Genomic DNA, 13801 nt, shown 5'->3' with positions numbered 1-13801 from the left:
CCCGTCGCTTCGAGCGCCAGAAGATAGCGGCTCGACGCATCCATCACCGTCAAGGGTTCGCAACGCCAGCCGTCGCGGGTCCGGAACCAGCCCTTGTGATCGCCAGTCCACACCGCGTTCGGTTCTTGCGGCTGTGGCCAGGGTCATTGCCGCAGGCCCGCAGGCGGGGTCGCTTGCGGGCGCGGACAAGCCCATGCCGCGCAAGGATCGCGCCGACCGTCGAGGCTGAAGGCCACATGAACTCGGGAGCCGTGCGCCTGAGCCGTGCCACGATCTTCTTTGGACCCCAAAGCGGATGCAGCTCCTTGGCCGCCACAATCCGCTCAACCAGATCCTGAGCTGTCGCCCGGCCATGATTGAGCGGGGCTCGCGGCAGGTCGTGCAAACCCTCAGGCCCAAACGTCCGATAGCGTCCTAGCCATTTGTAGCCGTTCTTGCGTGAGATCCCGTAGGCCGCACAAAGCGCAACCATCGTCTCATCCCCAGAAAGACACTCCACAACAAACCGTAGCCGCTCGTCCATGATGCCAGTCTCTCGCCAAACCATCGCCGGTCCTCCGGCGGACAAGAAAACTGTCACCCATGCTATCGGTCCATTCTGTTACCTATCTATCCGGTTCGGACAATCGGACCTGCGGAACATTGTCTCTCGCCTCAGCGTTCATATCCGCGACGGGACGCTGTTTTTGTGGAGGCCGGTATGGGCCAGTTCGAGATGATCGACCTCGTCAGCGTCGTTGACGCCTGCACGAGCGATCGCGTTGCCGGGCACTGCGTGTCAATGGCCAGGGCGGTGGAGGAGTTGCGAGTGCTGACCGGTGATTTCGTATCGCCGGACGAGACGGTGGCCAACGCGCTGTCGGCAGTGGCGCTGGGGCGCGGCTGCGCGGTGGTGTTCGACGAGCGAGCGGGCGCCGACATCTTGCTGACGCCGTAGCGGGGCGGCGCCGGGTTGTGGCAGCCAGAAAAGTCGAACAGCGTGCAAAAAGCTGTGCAGGCATGGCCCATAAGCGGGCGTGGAAAATTTCTGCGCGTGGGTGTATTCTCCAGGACGCAAGCGGTCGCAGACCGCATAGGGGGAGAAATGACATGCCGAGGGTTTCAGAACTCTTTTTCAAAACTGCCATCTTGTTCCTGATGTTGGGGATTGCGGCCGGCCTGCAGATGGCGATCTCGGGTGACCACGCCGCTTTTCCGGCGCACGCGCATATCAATCTGCTCGGTTGGGTGACGAGCGCCATCTTCGGCGGCTACTACGCGCTCAATCCGCAAAAGGCGGCGCGTCGCATCGCCATGATCCACTACGGGCTCTACACACTCGGCCTGGTGATCATGCTGCCGGCGCTGTATGTGATGCTGCAGGGAAACCCGGCGCTTGAACCGATCGTCGCCGGCGGCTCGCTCATCGTCGCCGCTGCCGTTCTGGTTTTTGCTTTCGTGGTGTTTTCGCCCGAAACGGCGCGCTCGGTGTCCGGCGTGGTGCCGGCTTCTCGCTGACTGTGCGCGCAGCGATCAAGTCCGACCCGCGTTCGCGACCCGCGACGCGGGTTGGCCAGCCCGATGGACAGCCGCTGGTTTGCGGTGTCTACCGCCGCGTGGGCGACCAAAACTGAGCCCCACACGTATTATTTCGTGACTATTTGGCGCCGGAACCTTCCCAGATATCGCGCGTTGCGGCGACTGTATTCGCGCTGCCTTATATATAGGCAGCCTTGAGTACGTCCACAGCATGGGTTGGGGGAGGAGCAGGACACCATGTCGAACAGAGAAATCGGAACGTCGGCCTCACTGGGCCGACGCATCGCCGATCTGAAAGCCAGGATGCGAGACGCCAGCGTTACTGAACACGAGATGCAGACCTTCCAGAAGGTCGCAGCCATCATGGGAGGTGTCGAAGGCTCCCTACGCCTCGACGCCGACGACCTGATCGCGGCGTCCTTCGTCACCGAGGCGCTCGGCGATCCCGGGTCGAATTGAAGCCATGCGCCCGTCGGCACTAAGTGCCGGCGGTCGATGGGCCGTTACGCCGGTCGTCTGCGATACTGGAGCGTGTGCGCACCGCCTGCGGCGGACAATCTCTTGCGCACTTTGAAGATTTCAGGCGAGCGGCCTCAACGGCGCTTGGAACATTGGACTTCGCGTTCGTGCTCTCGGCTGCCTCGCGGCTGTCGAAGGTGTGTCGCCGTCCACGTCCAGTCCTTGACCACAAGGGCTAAATTTAACCAAACCGCCAAGGCGCCTTAAACGAAGGATCCGACCAGCCGGATCCTTCGAAATATCAATCGCGATGCTCCGGCATCGCCTTCAGCTCATCCTTGGTCCAACTGGTGACGGCGTGGACGTCCCGGGAAACTCTCGAAAGTCCGCGGTCGCTGCCCTTACACCTCGTCGAACGGGCCGCCGCGCCTTGCCAGGTGGTGACCAATGGCGGCTTCCTCGGCGTCGTCGGGCAAGGCATCGTCACTGTCCTGGTAGGGGTTGTCGTCATCCTCCTCGGGCAGTTCGCCTTCCTTCTCGACTCCGGTGGTGTCCGGCAGGCTTTCCTCATCTGCTCCGTTGGGCAGGACCGTTGCGCCACGCAGCGCATCCCAATCCAGCCGGCGCGGCGTCGGCGCTTCCACGTCGTCATTGGCGATCCTGTCGCGGGCATCGTTTTTGCTCGGTGGCGCCTCGACCTCGTCATTGGGTTTTCTGTTTCGTTCTTCCATGATTGCCTCCTCTGGGCGGCTTAGCGTCGAGAAGGTGGAACTCACTTCCGGCTGTCAGGTTCCGGCAACCACTCCATCTCCGTGGAACCAATTGCCGCCAGTCTGCTTTGCCAAGGACTAGTCTGCTTTGCCAAGGAGATGAATCCAGAGGAGCTGGACCATGAAGACTTTCCCCCTCATCCCATGCGTGCTGCTCTTGGCGCTGGCCGACCCGGCGGCCGCGCAGGACAATAGCGACCAGCACGGCCCTGCCGCGCCTTGCCAGGCGCAGCCTCAGGACGATGGTCAGAAGCCGCCGGCCGCCAATGGCGGTGGCGAATCGTCCAGCACGCTCGGTCCCTGCGGCGGCGTGCTGCAGCCGCCGCCCAGTGGTGACCAGGGTATGACGCAGCCGCCGCCGGATCAGGGCAAGACGCCGGTGATCAAGCCTGGCGAGGTGCCTGCGCAGCCGCCGAAGCAATGACCTTTGCTTGAAACTTCACGGCGTGGCACGAAGGCGGTCGGTTCCGGTCTTGGCCGGGCACGACGCGGTCACCGGATCAATGCCGGCGCCGGCCGCGATCGCCACCGGAATTGGAGCCGTGCATCGTCCATGTCGAAGGTCTCCTGAGGGATTGTGCTTCAATGCGAATCTTGCGGGTGCGGGTTCTGCTGGCATGACCGGAAGCCGATCAATTTAGTCTCCGCTTGCGGAACAAGACCGTACCGGCTGCGTTTGCCTCCAGGAGCCCGCCACCTCGATCTGCGCTGTTTTCGCCTCATGCGGGAACACGGCGGAGCTCGCCAACAACGACAGGAGACGAAGATGAAAACCATCCTTATTCCCGCCGTCGCCGGGCTCGCCATGATCGCTGGTATCGGCATTGCCGCCGCCGACGAGGTCATCGTCACGCAGCCGGCACAGCAGCAGGTGATCATCACCCCGGAACAGCGCACGGTCGTGCACCAATACGTAAAGAAACATCCGCTTGCCTCGGTCAATCTGCTCGGCGTCGAATTGAATGTCGGCACTGCCTTGCCTGACACTGTCGAGCTGCAGGAGGTTCCCGACGTTCAGTACAGATACGCCGTCGTCGACAACCATACCGTGTTGGTCGACCCCAGCACGCGCAGGATTGTCGAGGTGGTCGAGTAACGCTCGACAACCTAACCATTCATCGGTGATACGGCCCTGTCGTTCTTCCCAAAAGGGCGGCAGGGCCGAATGACGAACATGATGAAAGGAGAATTGCCATGTTGCCGCATGTCGAGACCCCGAACTCCGCCAATGTTGCGGCGTGTTGCGACAAGTTGCTGGCCGAGCGCAACACGGCGCCGTTATCGATGAAGGAAGCGATCGCGCTCCTGCGGGAGCGCACCGGCACCGATCGTTCGGATGCCGACCTCGCCGGGCTGATCGTCAAGAAAGCGGCGCTGCTCGGCGTTGCGGTGATTTCCGACCCGCGCTGAGATGTCTCGTCACTCAAGACGCCGGTCGAATTTTCGGCTAATGTTTTCGTGGAATCTGGACCAACCGACCGGACCCAACCACGGAGGCTTAAGTGACGGACGACAAACAGGACCGCATTCGCCAGCGCGCGCACGAGATCTGGGAAAAGGCCGGCCGGCCTGAAGGCGCGCATCAGGAACACTGGGAGCAGGCCACGGCTGAAGTCGATGGCGCGGTCGCCAAGCCCAAAAAGGCGGCGAAGAAAGCTGACGCCAAGCCCGCCAAGGCAGCCGCCAAGCCAAAGGCGGCGAAGCCTGCCGCCGCAAAGTCCGGCAAAGCCAAATCGAAATAAGGCCAGAAATAAGGCCAGTCGAAATAAAGCAAGGCCGGAATTCGCTGGCCGGGGCCATCCTTGGCGCCCGCCGTTCAGGCGCGCCCGAGCCTCTCAACCTGACGAATTGCGCCTGCGACGGGCAGCGCAATTCCTTGTGTTTGGCGACAGGCGCCCTCATGCCTCCCAGGCATAACTCGACAGCGCAAAGCGAATGCCGGCAGCTGTCATGGCCAGTTCGCATTCGGTGATCTGGCGCAGGTGGCGCAGATAGCGCGTCACGGTCTGTGGCAGCCAGCCGGCGCAGGCCTCGACATAGGCGCGGCTGTGAACAAGGGTGCCGGTCGACAGCCTCTCGTCCTTCTCGGCAACGACTTTCAGATATTGGCGGATGAAGCGGATGTCGTCGGCGATGTCTTGGCTGGCCATTCGCCAGGCCCCGGCGAGGCGTTCGCACTGATCGAATGACAAGGGCAACAAAGGCGGCGGCAACGACGGGGGTGACGGCAAAGGACGAGAGAGATCGGCGAAGGCAACATGGTTCGCTGTGCTCAAGGACATTCCTCTCTGCGAAAAAAGATATCGTACTTTATGTACGAATAAGCGTCAAGCCAATTTCGTACGGTTGGGACGATGGAAATGAATATAGCAGCGGTCGCTTCAGCTAATCCCGCATCGTGAATCCTTCAGGAGTCGCACCAATTTCGCGGAGGGATTTCCCCAGGATGGTGTGACTGTTTTCCCTCGTGGCGGCGTCGAACAGGTTCAAGCCGCCCCGGATCGTCTCGCGCCAGTTTTCGCCCTTGTCCCACGCTTCCATGAAGGCGAAGGCAAGGTCGTCCTGGCGACGCGTGGCTTCGAGCGCTTGGGTCAGCAGGCGCGCTTGATGGAGATCCTTCTCCCGCTTGGCGCCAGCGCTCGGCCCGCGTCGCGAGGCGACGATCAGCTTGTGGATGGCGTAGCGCTGGGGCGAGGGGACCAGCACAGGCAAGCCCGAGCGATGCAGGAGCACAGTCCGGATGGGGTCGCGGATAAGGAAATCCAGAAACCGTAAGGGCTGCGCGGAGTCTCTGCCGTTTTCTTATAATTACGTTTATCAGCTTGAATTTCAACGCAGTTATAAGAAGTTCGTGGAAACGTTATAACGCAACGAACTGACGAGTCGTCTGTTAACGCCCGGGCGCCCGGCACGTCTGGCCCAAAACACTTTCCCGCAGTGCCTCAACAAACGGCTTCCCCAATGCCGCGAACGGTGCTTTAACCCGCCCATCCACAGGGGTGCTCCGTATCGTCGGGGCTGAGATGAGGGCGGCAAGCCTTCGGACCCTAAAGCTGATCTGGATAATACCAGCGGAGCGAGGCGGGCGATGTTTTCAGGCGCACAGATTTCCCTTTATCCCATGACCGACGATTTCGTCGGCGTCATCCTCGGCGCGCTCGGCGCGCTCGATCCCTGGCGCGACCGGCTGCGGATCGAAACCGATGACATCTCGACCCTTATGGTCGGGCCGCCCCAGGTGCTGTTTCCCGCCATGCGCGACCTGTTCGTCGCGGCGGCCAAAAGCGGCAAGCACTGCGTGCTTTCGGCGGCGGTCTCGCGCGGCTGTCCGGGCGAGCCCGACGATCCGATCTGCCGCTCCGACGAGACCGGCGGCCCCGCCATTCCGCTGGACGAGCGCAAGATCGCCGCGATCCGCGCTGTCCAGGCCACGCCGTCGACCGGCCAGCCGGTGGCGGCGCAGTTCTCGCTCTATGTGATGGGCACAGGCGACCATATGGACGAGATCTATGGCTGCATCGATTTCCTGAAGCAGTCCGGCGTCTTTGAACGCTCAAAGAACTTCTGCACCAAACTGCGCGGCGATGCCGGTGCGGTGTTTGCCACGCTCAACGAGGCCTTCTGCCGCTTCGGCCCCGGCGCCGGCCACGTCACCCTCGACATCACGATTTCGGCGAACAGCCCGAGCGGGGTCTGAGCCGCGGCTCAAGCGTCGTTCCTCGAGGATGTTGCCGTGGCTGGTTTATCTGACCCATTGCGTGGAGGAGATGCCTCTGACCCCTCAGCACAAAGAGGAGGGGAGCCATTGGCGATTGGCGAAGACCGCGATGCCCACGAATCTCCCCCCTCGAGCAGGAGATGGCCGGCAGGCCAGAGGGGGTCCCAGCGCGTGGAGCGCCGACGTCCTTTTCGCATCGGCAAGGCGTGGGCGCTCTATGCGAGACGACCCCCTCTGTCGCCTTCGGCGACATCTCCCCCTCGAGGGGGGAGATTAGCCGCAGCCATCGCCAAGACCATCCCCGCCGCCTGCGCCTCCGCCCTGCTCCTCGCGGCGTGGGAGCTCTACGCCCGCTATGGTGGCGCTGCGCCCACCATGCTGCCGGCGCCGTCGCGCGTGCTGCAGCAGGCCTGGGAGCATCGCGCTGCCCTTGCCGACAACACGCTGCCCACCATCCGCGCCACATCAGCCGGCTTCGCCTGCTCGTTGGTCGCTGCCTTCGTGCTTTCGGCGCTGGTCGATTTCTTGGCCCCGCTGCGCCGCGCGCTGTTTCCGCTGCTGATTGTCAGCCAGACCTTGCCGCTGGTCGCGATTGCGCCGCTCATCGTGCTGTGGTTCGGCTTCGGGCTGATGCCAAAAATCCTGCTTGTGGCGCTCGTCACCTTCTTCCCGATGATGGTCGCGCTGGTCGAAGGTTTTGCTGCGACCAGCAAGGAGATTTCGCAGATGCTCGCCGCCATGGGGGCAGGGCGCTGGCGTATCTTCTGGCTGGCGCGCCTGCCTTCGGCGCTGCCCTATTTCTTCGCCGGGCTGCGCATCTCCGTCACCTACGCCGTGGTCGGCGCGATCTTCGCCGAATATGCGGGGGCGGCGAAGGGGCTGGGCATCTACATGCTCAATGCCAAGAACAACTTTCGGCCCGATCTGGTGCTCGCTGCCGTCGCCGTCAGCGCCGCGCTCACGCTGATCCTGTTCGGCATTGCCGTGCTCGTCCAGCGCTTCGCCATGCCTTGGGAGAATGCAGGGAGCGAAAGCCGCGACGGCAAGGTTGAAGCTGCAGAAGAGAACCGTCAATGACGCGGCTCGAACTCCGGGACATCAGGAAGAACTTCGGCGCGCTTGAGGTGCTCGCCGGCATTTCGCTGCACGTCGCGGCCGGCGAGTTCGTCTCCATCCTCGGCCCTTCCGGCGCCGGCAAGTCGACGCTGTTCCAGTTGCTGACCGGCGCTCTGAAGGGCGAGGGCGACATGCGCTTCGACGGCGCGCCATTGCAGGGCAGCCCCTTCGCCTTCATGCCGCAGCGCGACGCGCTGATGCCGTGGCGACGCGTCATCGACAATGTGACGATGGGGCTGGAAGTGCAGGGTCTTGGCCGCAAGGCGGCGCGCGAACGCGTCGCGCCGTTGTTTGCCGAGTTCGGCCTTGCCGGCTTCGAGCGCGCCTGGCCGGCGGAACTTTCCGGCGGCATGCGCCAGCGCGCCGCCCTTTTGCGCACCGTGGTGCAGCAGTGCGACATGCTGCTGCTCGACGAGCCCTTTGGCGCGCTGGATGCACTGACCCGCGCGGGTATGCAACGCTGGCTGGAAGGCATGTGGCAGCGCCACCGCTGGACGGCGCTGCTGATCACCCATGACGTGCGCGAAGCCGTCTACCTCTCGGATCGAATCTATCTGATGTCGGCGCGGCCGGCCCGCATCATCGGCGAGATTGCCGTGCCGCTGCCGCGCCCGCGCACCACCGGCAGCGATGCCGCGCGCCAGGCCGCCGCGCTCGAAGCCGACATCCTCGACACGCTGCTCAATCCCAGGACTGACCGAGGCTTGTTTCCGCAGACCGCTCAAAGGAGTTTTTCATGACCGAATTCACACGCCGGCAGGCTTTGCTGCTGACGCTGGCCGCCGGATTGCCGCTGGCCTCGCGCGCTCATGCGGCTGCGCAAAAAATCACCGTCGCGCTCGACTGGACGGTCAACACCAACCATGTCGGCCTGTTCGTTGCCCGCGACAAAGGGTTTTACGGCGAGGCTGGGCTCGATGTTGAGATCCTGCCCTATGGCGATACTGGCGCCGGCACGCTGGTCGCCAACCGCATCGCCGATTTCGGCATTGCCGGCGTCGGCCTGTTTACCCAGCGGGCTGCCGGCGCCGATCTCAAGGCGGTCTACGCCGTGGTCCAGCAGGAGACCGGCCGGTTGGTCTTCAACGCGGATCGCGGCGAGATCAAGAGTCCCAGGAATCTCGACGGTCTGACCTATGGCGGCTTCGGCAGCGCCTGGGAAAACACGCTGATCTCGACCATCATCCGCCACGATGGCGGCAAGGGCGTTTTCGAGACGGTGACATTAGGCACCTCGGCCTATGAGGCGCTGGCCAACGGCTCGGTCGACTTCACGCTGGAGGTCTCGACCTGGGAAGGCGTCGATGCGGAGCTGAAAGGCGTCAGGCAGCGCGGCTTCCGCTACGCCGACTACGGCGTGCCCGACGAGCACACCACCTTGATCGCCTCCAGCAATGCATATCTCCAGGCAAACCCGAAGGCCGCATCGGCCTTCGTCGAAGCAACGCGGCGCGGCTACCAGTTTGCCTGCGATCACCCGCAGGAGGCTGGCGACCTGCTGATCGCGTCCAACAAGGACGCGCTGACCGACCCGGCGCTGATCCACGCTTCGCTGAAGATGCTCGTCGACGGGCACTTCTTGCGCAGCCAGGACGGCGTCATCGGCACCATCGCCAGGGCCAAGATCGAGGCGATCGGAACCTACCTCTTCAGGGCCGGCATATTGCTCGATGGCGATGGCAAGGTTCTGAAGGAGAAGCCGGATTTCGGGGGGTATTTTACGAACGAGTTTTTGGGCGCGTAATCTCCCCCCTCGAGGGGGAGATGTCGCCGAAGGCGACAGAGGGGGTCGGTACGTCCTGACGCGACTTCCTATCGCGGACAGAGGACGTCAGCGCCTTACGCGCGGCGACCCCCTCTGGCCTGCCGGCCATCTCCCCTTCGAGGGGGGAGATTGCGCCTCACCGCCTTCTCCCTCACATATCGATCATCGAGCGCTTCACCCGGCCGATGATGGTGATGGCGCCTTCCAGCGCCGGCGGCGGGATGTCCATGTAGGAGGCCGGCTGGAAGGGCGGGTTCTCGTTGGGGCGGTAACGCTTGTAGGTGGCCTGGCCGGATTCGTCCGAAATGACGTAGCAGCCATTGGTCACCAGCCGCTTGTCCCTGAGGTTGACGAAGATGATCGAATCCGGTGGCGAGATCTTGTTCATCGACGGGCCGTCGACGCGCAGAGCAATCCATTGGCCCTGCTCCAGATCGGTGGTGGGGATGGTCGGATAGTCGCTGAGATTGACCACCATGTCCTGGCTGCCGAGTTCGCCGGCGCTGATCCATGAGACGATGGGCACATCGACGGTGGCCAGCGACGGCATCGGGATCTGCCGGCCCGACTCGTCAAAGCCGAAATGGCCCCCCGCAAGGCTGCCGCCGTCACCGTTGAACAAGAGCCAGCCGGGATCGACGCCGAACAGGCGGCCGTATTTCTCCGCCGCCTTGCGCGACAGCGGCCGGTTACCATTCTCGTGACTGATCAGCGTGTTCTTGTTGATGTCGCGCAATGCCCGCGCCGCGTCGCTCGGCGAGGCATAACCCGCCTCCGCCCGCGCCTGCTGCAATCTGTGCCTCGGTTCCTGCATCGTACAAATGCCTGAAATTTATCGTCCAATATGTACGATTTCGCTTGCGTACGTTTCGTACATATCGTACGCTTAGCGCATGATCGAACAAACCGCAAGCGTTTCCGCAGACATCGTCAGCTTTCTCCCATCGTCCGGGCTGTCCTCCTCCCCGGTCCGGACGCAAACCGGGGCTCTTGCCCCGGATCCGGTCGAACCGTCGTCCCCCCGATCGACCGGAACGGCCGGAGCCGCTCCTCTCCCGGCTCCGGCCACCTCTTCAGCCCATGGCGCCGCCGGTGCGCCAAGGGCTGTCTCCGGCGGGCAGGGTATTTCCTGCATCCGCACGGAAGATGGCACCGTCATCCTGTTCGACCGGCTGACGGGCAGGGCGGTTTCCGCCCTCACCAAAGCGGCCGCCGAAGCCGCCTTGCGGCATCTCGCCGGCTCGCTGCCGGCCGCCAGTATCGGCTGACCGCACCGACCATCCGCTCTGATTTTTTCCCGTGGGCCCTCGGGGCCGGCGCTCGGCCTTTGCGCGCGCAATCAATGGATACCGACATGACTGCCTATACCGACACCGAATTGCAGGAGATCGCCGTCTGGCTGAGGGATGGCCTGTCGGCCACAGGGATCGCCGTCCGCTTCACGGCGCTGCGCGGCAGTCCGGTCTCGCGCAATGCCATCATCGGCATCGTCCACCGCAACAGCGCGTTGAAGACCATCGGCTTCGCCAACCCCAGAGGCGGCAGGTCCGGCGGCCGACCGAGGAAGAATGCGACGGGGAAGACTGCGGCAAACGAGAATACCGCCAAGAGGAATCCGCCGGCGCAGCCAAGCAAGCTCGTAAGGGAAGTAGGAGTTTCGAAGCAGGCCGCGCCGGTCAAACCGGCCGCCAAACCGAGCCGTCAGCCATCGGCCAGGCCTCTGTTGCCAGCCCGTCCGGCGCCCTCGATCCCGGGCGAAGGACGGCTGGTGGTGGACGGCGAAATCTACCGCTTCAATGTGCCGGCGCCGCTCCCTGCCTCGCTCGGGCGTCAGCCGCATGTCGCCGCCATGCGCTTCATCGACTGCCTGTTCGACCGCTGCCGCGCGCCGCTCGACCTGACGCTGGAGGAAGACCCCGACAAAGACCCTCCCGGCAGCCGGCCGGGATTGGAGATGCTGTGCTGCGGCCTGCGCACAAGGGCGCTGAAAAGCTACTGCGAATACCACCAGGCGCGCTTCCACCGGCCTGTGGCGGAGGTGGTGTGAGCGGCTGGGCTCCGTTCCTCGCCTTCGGACGACCCCACCAATGATCGAAAGCCGGCGGGACAGCGCCCCCCTCTGTCCTGCCGGACGTTCGTCGCTCGGAAAGCCAAGCAATTGGCTTTCCGTCCGCTTCGCGGACCACTCCTCAACCCCCACGAGGGGGGCGATCGGATATCGCCGCCGATTTCGCCAATTGCCAACGTTGCAGAGGCGCAGCCGCCGACACTGCCAATCTCCCCCCTCGTGGGGGAGATGCCCGGCAGGGAAGAGGGGGGCGCGAAGGAACGCCAACCTTCCGGCTCAACAACCCAATCCCACAAGGATCCCCCGATGAGCAAAAAAACCGCGCAGAAAGCCAAACCGCCGAAATTGCCTGCGGGCGAAGCCGAGCAGGTGCGCATCCGCGGCGAGATCGGCCATGATTTCGCGCTGAAGGACGATCGCTTCGGCCGCAAGCGGCTGAGCGTCGGCACCGAAGAGGCGCGGCGCGTCTACGAGGTCTCCAATGACGGCTACACCGCGACCGGCGGCATCGTGCGGGTGCGCAATGTCGATCCGCTGGTCGGCATCACCTCACTGACCCGCCAGCAGCGTGAGGCCGGCCAGCGGTTTCGCGACGATTTCGAGCGCGCCTCGCGTGACGGGCTGCGGCCGATGCCGTGGGAAGAGCGCATTGACGGCGGCCGCATCAATGGCGGCATCCCCGACCGCGTGCTCAACGCCGGCCGCGCTCATGCTCACGCCGTCGCCGCCCTGGCCCACTGGGAAGTGGCGGAAGTGGTCCGCCAGATCTGTCTCGAAGGCCAGTCGGTGAAGGCGCTCGCCGAACGCACCGGCGAGGGACGAGATGTGGTGGTGAAGCTGTTGAAGGTCGGGCTCGACCTTTTGGCCGTGGATTACGGGATGATACTGATGCGGAAGCCGCGATAAGGCCGGCAGCCACGCAGGAAGTGGCCGGCCGGCAGATGCCGGCCGAACCGGTTTCACCCTATCGGATCACCGTTCGCAAACGCGAATTTCCTCGACGATCCTGTGATGATGGCGCCAATGCTTGACCAACTCTATGCGGCAATGGCGATGGTGCCTGTGATACCTGTGGTACCTGAAGCCGTTATCGTAGGCATCATACTGGTAGTAGGGGCGAGGAGCGTAGCGATCGTAATAGTCGCCATAGCTGTCATTGTAGTCATCGTCATAGTAGCCGTTGCCGATGCCGATCACGACGCGCCCGCCGGCATTCGCCGGGGCGATCATCGCCGCCGCCGCAGTGATAGCGATAGCCGAAGCAAGCAGGAGCTTTCTCATAGCTGCCTCCTATTCAAGGTTGCGCTAATATAACTCGCTGGGCACGACCTCGTTCCATAATTTTGCAAGATGCGAACGACCCCTGCGCCGTGCATTGCGAGGAAAGTCAGCGTCACCTCCTGTCAGCATCGTCCCCCGATTTTTGAACCCTTCGCCGCCCCAGCCATTAATCCGGCATGAATCAGCAAGGGAAGGACGAGACCATGCATGTCATTCTTGGAGGTACCGGCCATGTCGGCTCGGCGGCGGCAATGGCGCTGTTGCGGCAGGGCGAGGATGTCACGGTGGTGACGCGCGACGAGTCGAAGGCCGCATGGTTGGTTGAACAGGGCGCGGAGGCCGCGGTTGCCGATGTGCTCGATGTCGAGGCGCTGCGTGAAGTCTTGCGGCGCGGCAAGCGGGCGTTTCTGCTCAACCCGCCGGCCGATCCATCGACCGACACCGACGCCGAGGAGCGCAAGACGGTTGGCGCCATTGCGGCGGCGCTGGAGGGCTCCGGCCTCGAAAAGCTGGTGGCGGAATCGACCTACGGCGCGCAGGCCGGCGAGGGTGTCGGCGATCTCACCGTCCTTTACGGCCTCGAGCAGAAGCTGAAGGCCCAAGCCATTCCGGCAAGCATCAACCGCGCCGCCTATTACATGAGCAACTGGGATCAGGCCCTGGAGACGGCGCGGCGCGACGGCGTCATCACCTCCTTCTTCCCGGCGGATTTCGAGCTGCCGATGGTGGCGCCGCAGGATCTCGGCGAGGCCGCGGCGAGACGTCTGCTGGAGCCGGCGGACAAGACCGGCACGCACTATATCGAGGGCCCTCGGCGCTACTCAGCCGCCGATGTCGCCGCAGCCTTCAGTGCGGCGTTGCGCAAAAACGTGCGCGTGGTCACGGTGCCGCGCGAGCGCTGGACAGAAACCTACGAAAAACTCGGCTTCTCCAAAACGGCGGCCGAGTCCTATGCCCGCATGACCGGGGCCACGCTGGACAAGCCGATGCAGCCGGAAAACCCGGAGCGCGGCACGACCAGCCTGGAAAGCTATATTGCGGCGCTGGTCGAGGGCCGGCCGGAAGACCTGTTGAAGGGTGCCGCGTAAAGTGAAGGGTTGCTGTTG

The 13801-nt window shown here is 63.7% G+C and carries 19 protein-coding genes, 2 pseudogenes and 1 riboswitch; of the genes and pseudogenes, 15 read left to right on the top strand and 6 right to left on the bottom strand.

The window, feature by feature from the left end:
• Nucleotides 1–547, bottom strand: a pseudogene (locus NKH22_RS25005) (helix-turn-helix domain-containing protein); the annotation flags it as partial.
• Nucleotides 548–700: 153 nt separating this feature from the next.
• On the opposite strand from NKH22_RS25005, the gene NKH22_RS25000 reads away from it, so the two are divergent.
• From NKH22_RS25000 to NKH22_RS24990, 3 genes are all read left to right on the top strand, one after another.
• Nucleotides 701–937 carry a hypothetical protein gene (locus tag NKH22_RS25000; RefSeq protein WP_023689015.1) on the top strand — a complete coding sequence of 79 codons (237 nt, stop codon included), beginning with the start codon at nt 701–703 and terminating at the stop codon, nt 935–937.
• A 152-nt stretch (nt 938–1089) separates the two neighbouring features.
• Entirely contained in the window at nt 1090–1497 is a 408-nt protein-coding gene (locus NKH22_RS24995; protein ID WP_023684822.1) for a heme-copper oxidase family protein, read from the top strand.
• Nucleotides 1498–1755: 258 nt separating this feature from the next.
• A complete protein-coding gene (locus NKH22_RS24990; RefSeq protein WP_023670355.1) occupies nt 1756–1977 on the top strand; it encodes a hypothetical protein in 222 nt (73 codons plus the stop codon).
• A 401-nt stretch (nt 1978–2378) separates the two neighbouring features.
• Here the strand turns inward: NKH22_RS24990 and NKH22_RS24985 are convergent, their stop codons facing one another.
• Complete coding sequence (locus NKH22_RS24985) at nt 2379–2708, bottom strand: hypothetical protein (RefSeq protein WP_352806843.1); 330 nt, start codon at nt 2706–2708, stop codon at nt 2379–2381.
• Nucleotides 2709–2868: 160 nt separating this feature from the next.
• Between NKH22_RS24985 and NKH22_RS24980 the strand changes: the two genes are divergently transcribed.
• From NKH22_RS24980 to NKH22_RS24965, 4 genes are all read left to right on the top strand, one after another.
• Nucleotides 2869–3171: a hypothetical protein gene (locus NKH22_RS24980; RefSeq protein ID WP_352510896.1), complete on the top strand. Its 303-nt coding sequence runs from the start codon at nt 2869–2871 to the stop codon at nt 3169–3171.
• A gap of 342 nt (nt 3172–3513) precedes the next feature.
• Nucleotides 3514–3843, top strand: a complete 330-nt coding sequence (locus NKH22_RS24975) for a DUF1236 domain-containing protein (protein ID WP_023670359.1) — start codon at nt 3514–3516, stop codon at nt 3841–3843.
• Nucleotides 3844–3941: 98 nt separating this feature from the next.
• Nucleotides 3942–4157 carry a hypothetical protein gene (locus tag NKH22_RS24970; protein ID WP_352911427.1) on the top strand — a complete coding sequence of 72 codons (216 nt, stop codon included), beginning with the start codon at nt 3942–3944 and terminating at the stop codon, nt 4155–4157.
• Between the two features lie 92 nt (nt 4158–4249).
• Nucleotides 4250–4489, top strand: coding sequence for a DUF2934 domain-containing protein (locus NKH22_RS24965; protein ID WP_023684825.1), 240 nt, complete (start codon nt 4250–4252; stop codon nt 4487–4489).
• Nucleotides 4490–4645: 156 nt separating this feature from the next.
• Here the strand turns inward: NKH22_RS24965 and NKH22_RS24960 are convergent, their stop codons facing one another.
• Both NKH22_RS24960 and NKH22_RS24955 read right to left on the bottom strand, forming a co-directional pair.
• Nucleotides 4646–4897: a hypothetical protein gene (locus NKH22_RS24960; RefSeq protein ID WP_023684826.1), complete on the bottom strand. Its 252-nt coding sequence runs from the start codon at nt 4895–4897 to the stop codon at nt 4646–4648.
• A gap of 235 nt (nt 4898–5132) precedes the next feature.
• Nucleotides 5133–5522: pseudogene (locus NKH22_RS24955) on the bottom strand (GSU2403 family nucleotidyltransferase fold protein); the annotation flags it as partial.
• Between the two features lie 210 nt (nt 5523–5732).
• Nucleotides 5733–5845, top strand: a riboswitch (TPP riboswitch).
• Here NKH22_RS24955 and NKH22_RS24950 point away from each other — a divergent pair.
• The 4 genes from NKH22_RS24950 (at nt 5836) to NKH22_RS24935 (ending at nt 9325) form a co-directional block, all read left to right on the top strand.
• Nucleotides 5836–6444 carry a YkoF family thiamine/hydroxymethylpyrimidine-binding protein gene (locus NKH22_RS24950; protein WP_352911425.1) on the top strand — a complete coding sequence of 203 codons (609 nt, stop codon included), beginning with the start codon at nt 5836–5838 and terminating at the stop codon, nt 6442–6444. Its footprint overlaps the riboswitch before it by 10 nt.
• 255 nt (nt 6445–6699) lie before the next feature.
• Complete coding sequence (locus NKH22_RS24945; protein WP_352911432.1) at nt 6700–7542, top strand: ABC transporter permease; 843 nt, start codon at nt 6700–6702, stop codon at nt 7540–7542.
• Nucleotides 7539–8321 carry an ABC transporter ATP-binding protein gene (locus tag NKH22_RS24940; protein ID WP_352911422.1) on the top strand — a complete coding sequence of 261 codons (783 nt, stop codon included), beginning with the start codon at nt 7539–7541 and terminating at the stop codon, nt 8319–8321. The genes NKH22_RS24945 and NKH22_RS24940 overlap by 4 nt, the downstream gene beginning before the upstream one ends.
• Entirely contained in the window at nt 8318–9325 is a 1008-nt protein-coding gene (locus NKH22_RS24935; protein WP_352911419.1) for an ABC transporter substrate-binding protein, read from the top strand. Before NKH22_RS24940 ends, NKH22_RS24935 begins: the two co-directional genes overlap by 4 nt.
• Nucleotides 9326–9497: 172 nt before the next feature.
• Here the strand turns inward: NKH22_RS24935 and NKH22_RS24930 are convergent, their stop codons facing one another.
• On the bottom strand, nt 9498–10160 hold the full coding sequence (locus NKH22_RS24930; RefSeq protein WP_023672482.1) for a LexA family transcriptional regulator: 663 nt from the start codon (nt 10158–10160) through the stop codon (nt 9498–9500).
• Nucleotides 10161–10239: 79 nt separating this feature from the next.
• Here NKH22_RS24930 and NKH22_RS24925 point away from each other — a divergent pair, with 79 nt between their 5' ends.
• The 3 genes from NKH22_RS24925 to NKH22_RS24915 all read left to right on the top strand — a co-directional run bounded on the left by NKH22_RS24925 (nt 10240) and on the right by NKH22_RS24915 (nt 12320).
• Nucleotides 10240–10614, top strand: coding sequence for a hypothetical protein (locus tag NKH22_RS24925; protein WP_023693857.1), 375 nt, complete (start codon nt 10240–10242; stop codon nt 10612–10614).
• An 86-nt stretch (nt 10615–10700) separates the two neighbouring features.
• Nucleotides 10701–11393: a GcrA cell cycle regulator gene (locus NKH22_RS24920; RefSeq protein WP_352911416.1), complete on the top strand. Its 693-nt coding sequence runs from the start codon at nt 10701–10703 to the stop codon at nt 11391–11393.
• 327 nt (nt 11394–11720) lie between these two features.
• On the top strand, nt 11721–12320 hold the full coding sequence (locus NKH22_RS24915; protein ID WP_352911413.1) for a DUF6456 domain-containing protein: 600 nt from the start codon (nt 11721–11723) through the stop codon (nt 12318–12320).
• 66 nt (nt 12321–12386) lie between these two features.
• On the opposite strand, the gene NKH22_RS24910 is transcribed toward NKH22_RS24915, so the two are convergent.
• Nucleotides 12387–12695 carry a hypothetical protein gene (locus tag NKH22_RS24910; protein ID WP_023693854.1) on the bottom strand — a complete coding sequence of 103 codons (309 nt, stop codon included), beginning with the start codon at nt 12693–12695 and terminating at the stop codon, nt 12387–12389.
• Nucleotides 12696–12898: 203 nt separating this feature from the next.
• Between NKH22_RS24910 and NKH22_RS24905 the strand changes: the two genes are divergently transcribed.
• Nucleotides 12899–13783, top strand: coding sequence for an NmrA family NAD(P)-binding protein (locus tag NKH22_RS24905; RefSeq protein ID WP_352710047.1), 885 nt, complete (start codon nt 12899–12901; stop codon nt 13781–13783).
• Nucleotides 13784–13801 lie beyond the last annotated feature (18 nt).

Source organism: Mesorhizobium sp. M1252 (assembly GCF_040318265.1).
Lineage (GTDB): Bacteria > Pseudomonadota > Alphaproteobacteria > Rhizobiales > Rhizobiaceae > Mesorhizobium.
This window is presented reverse-complemented; position numbering and strand designations above follow the sequence as displayed.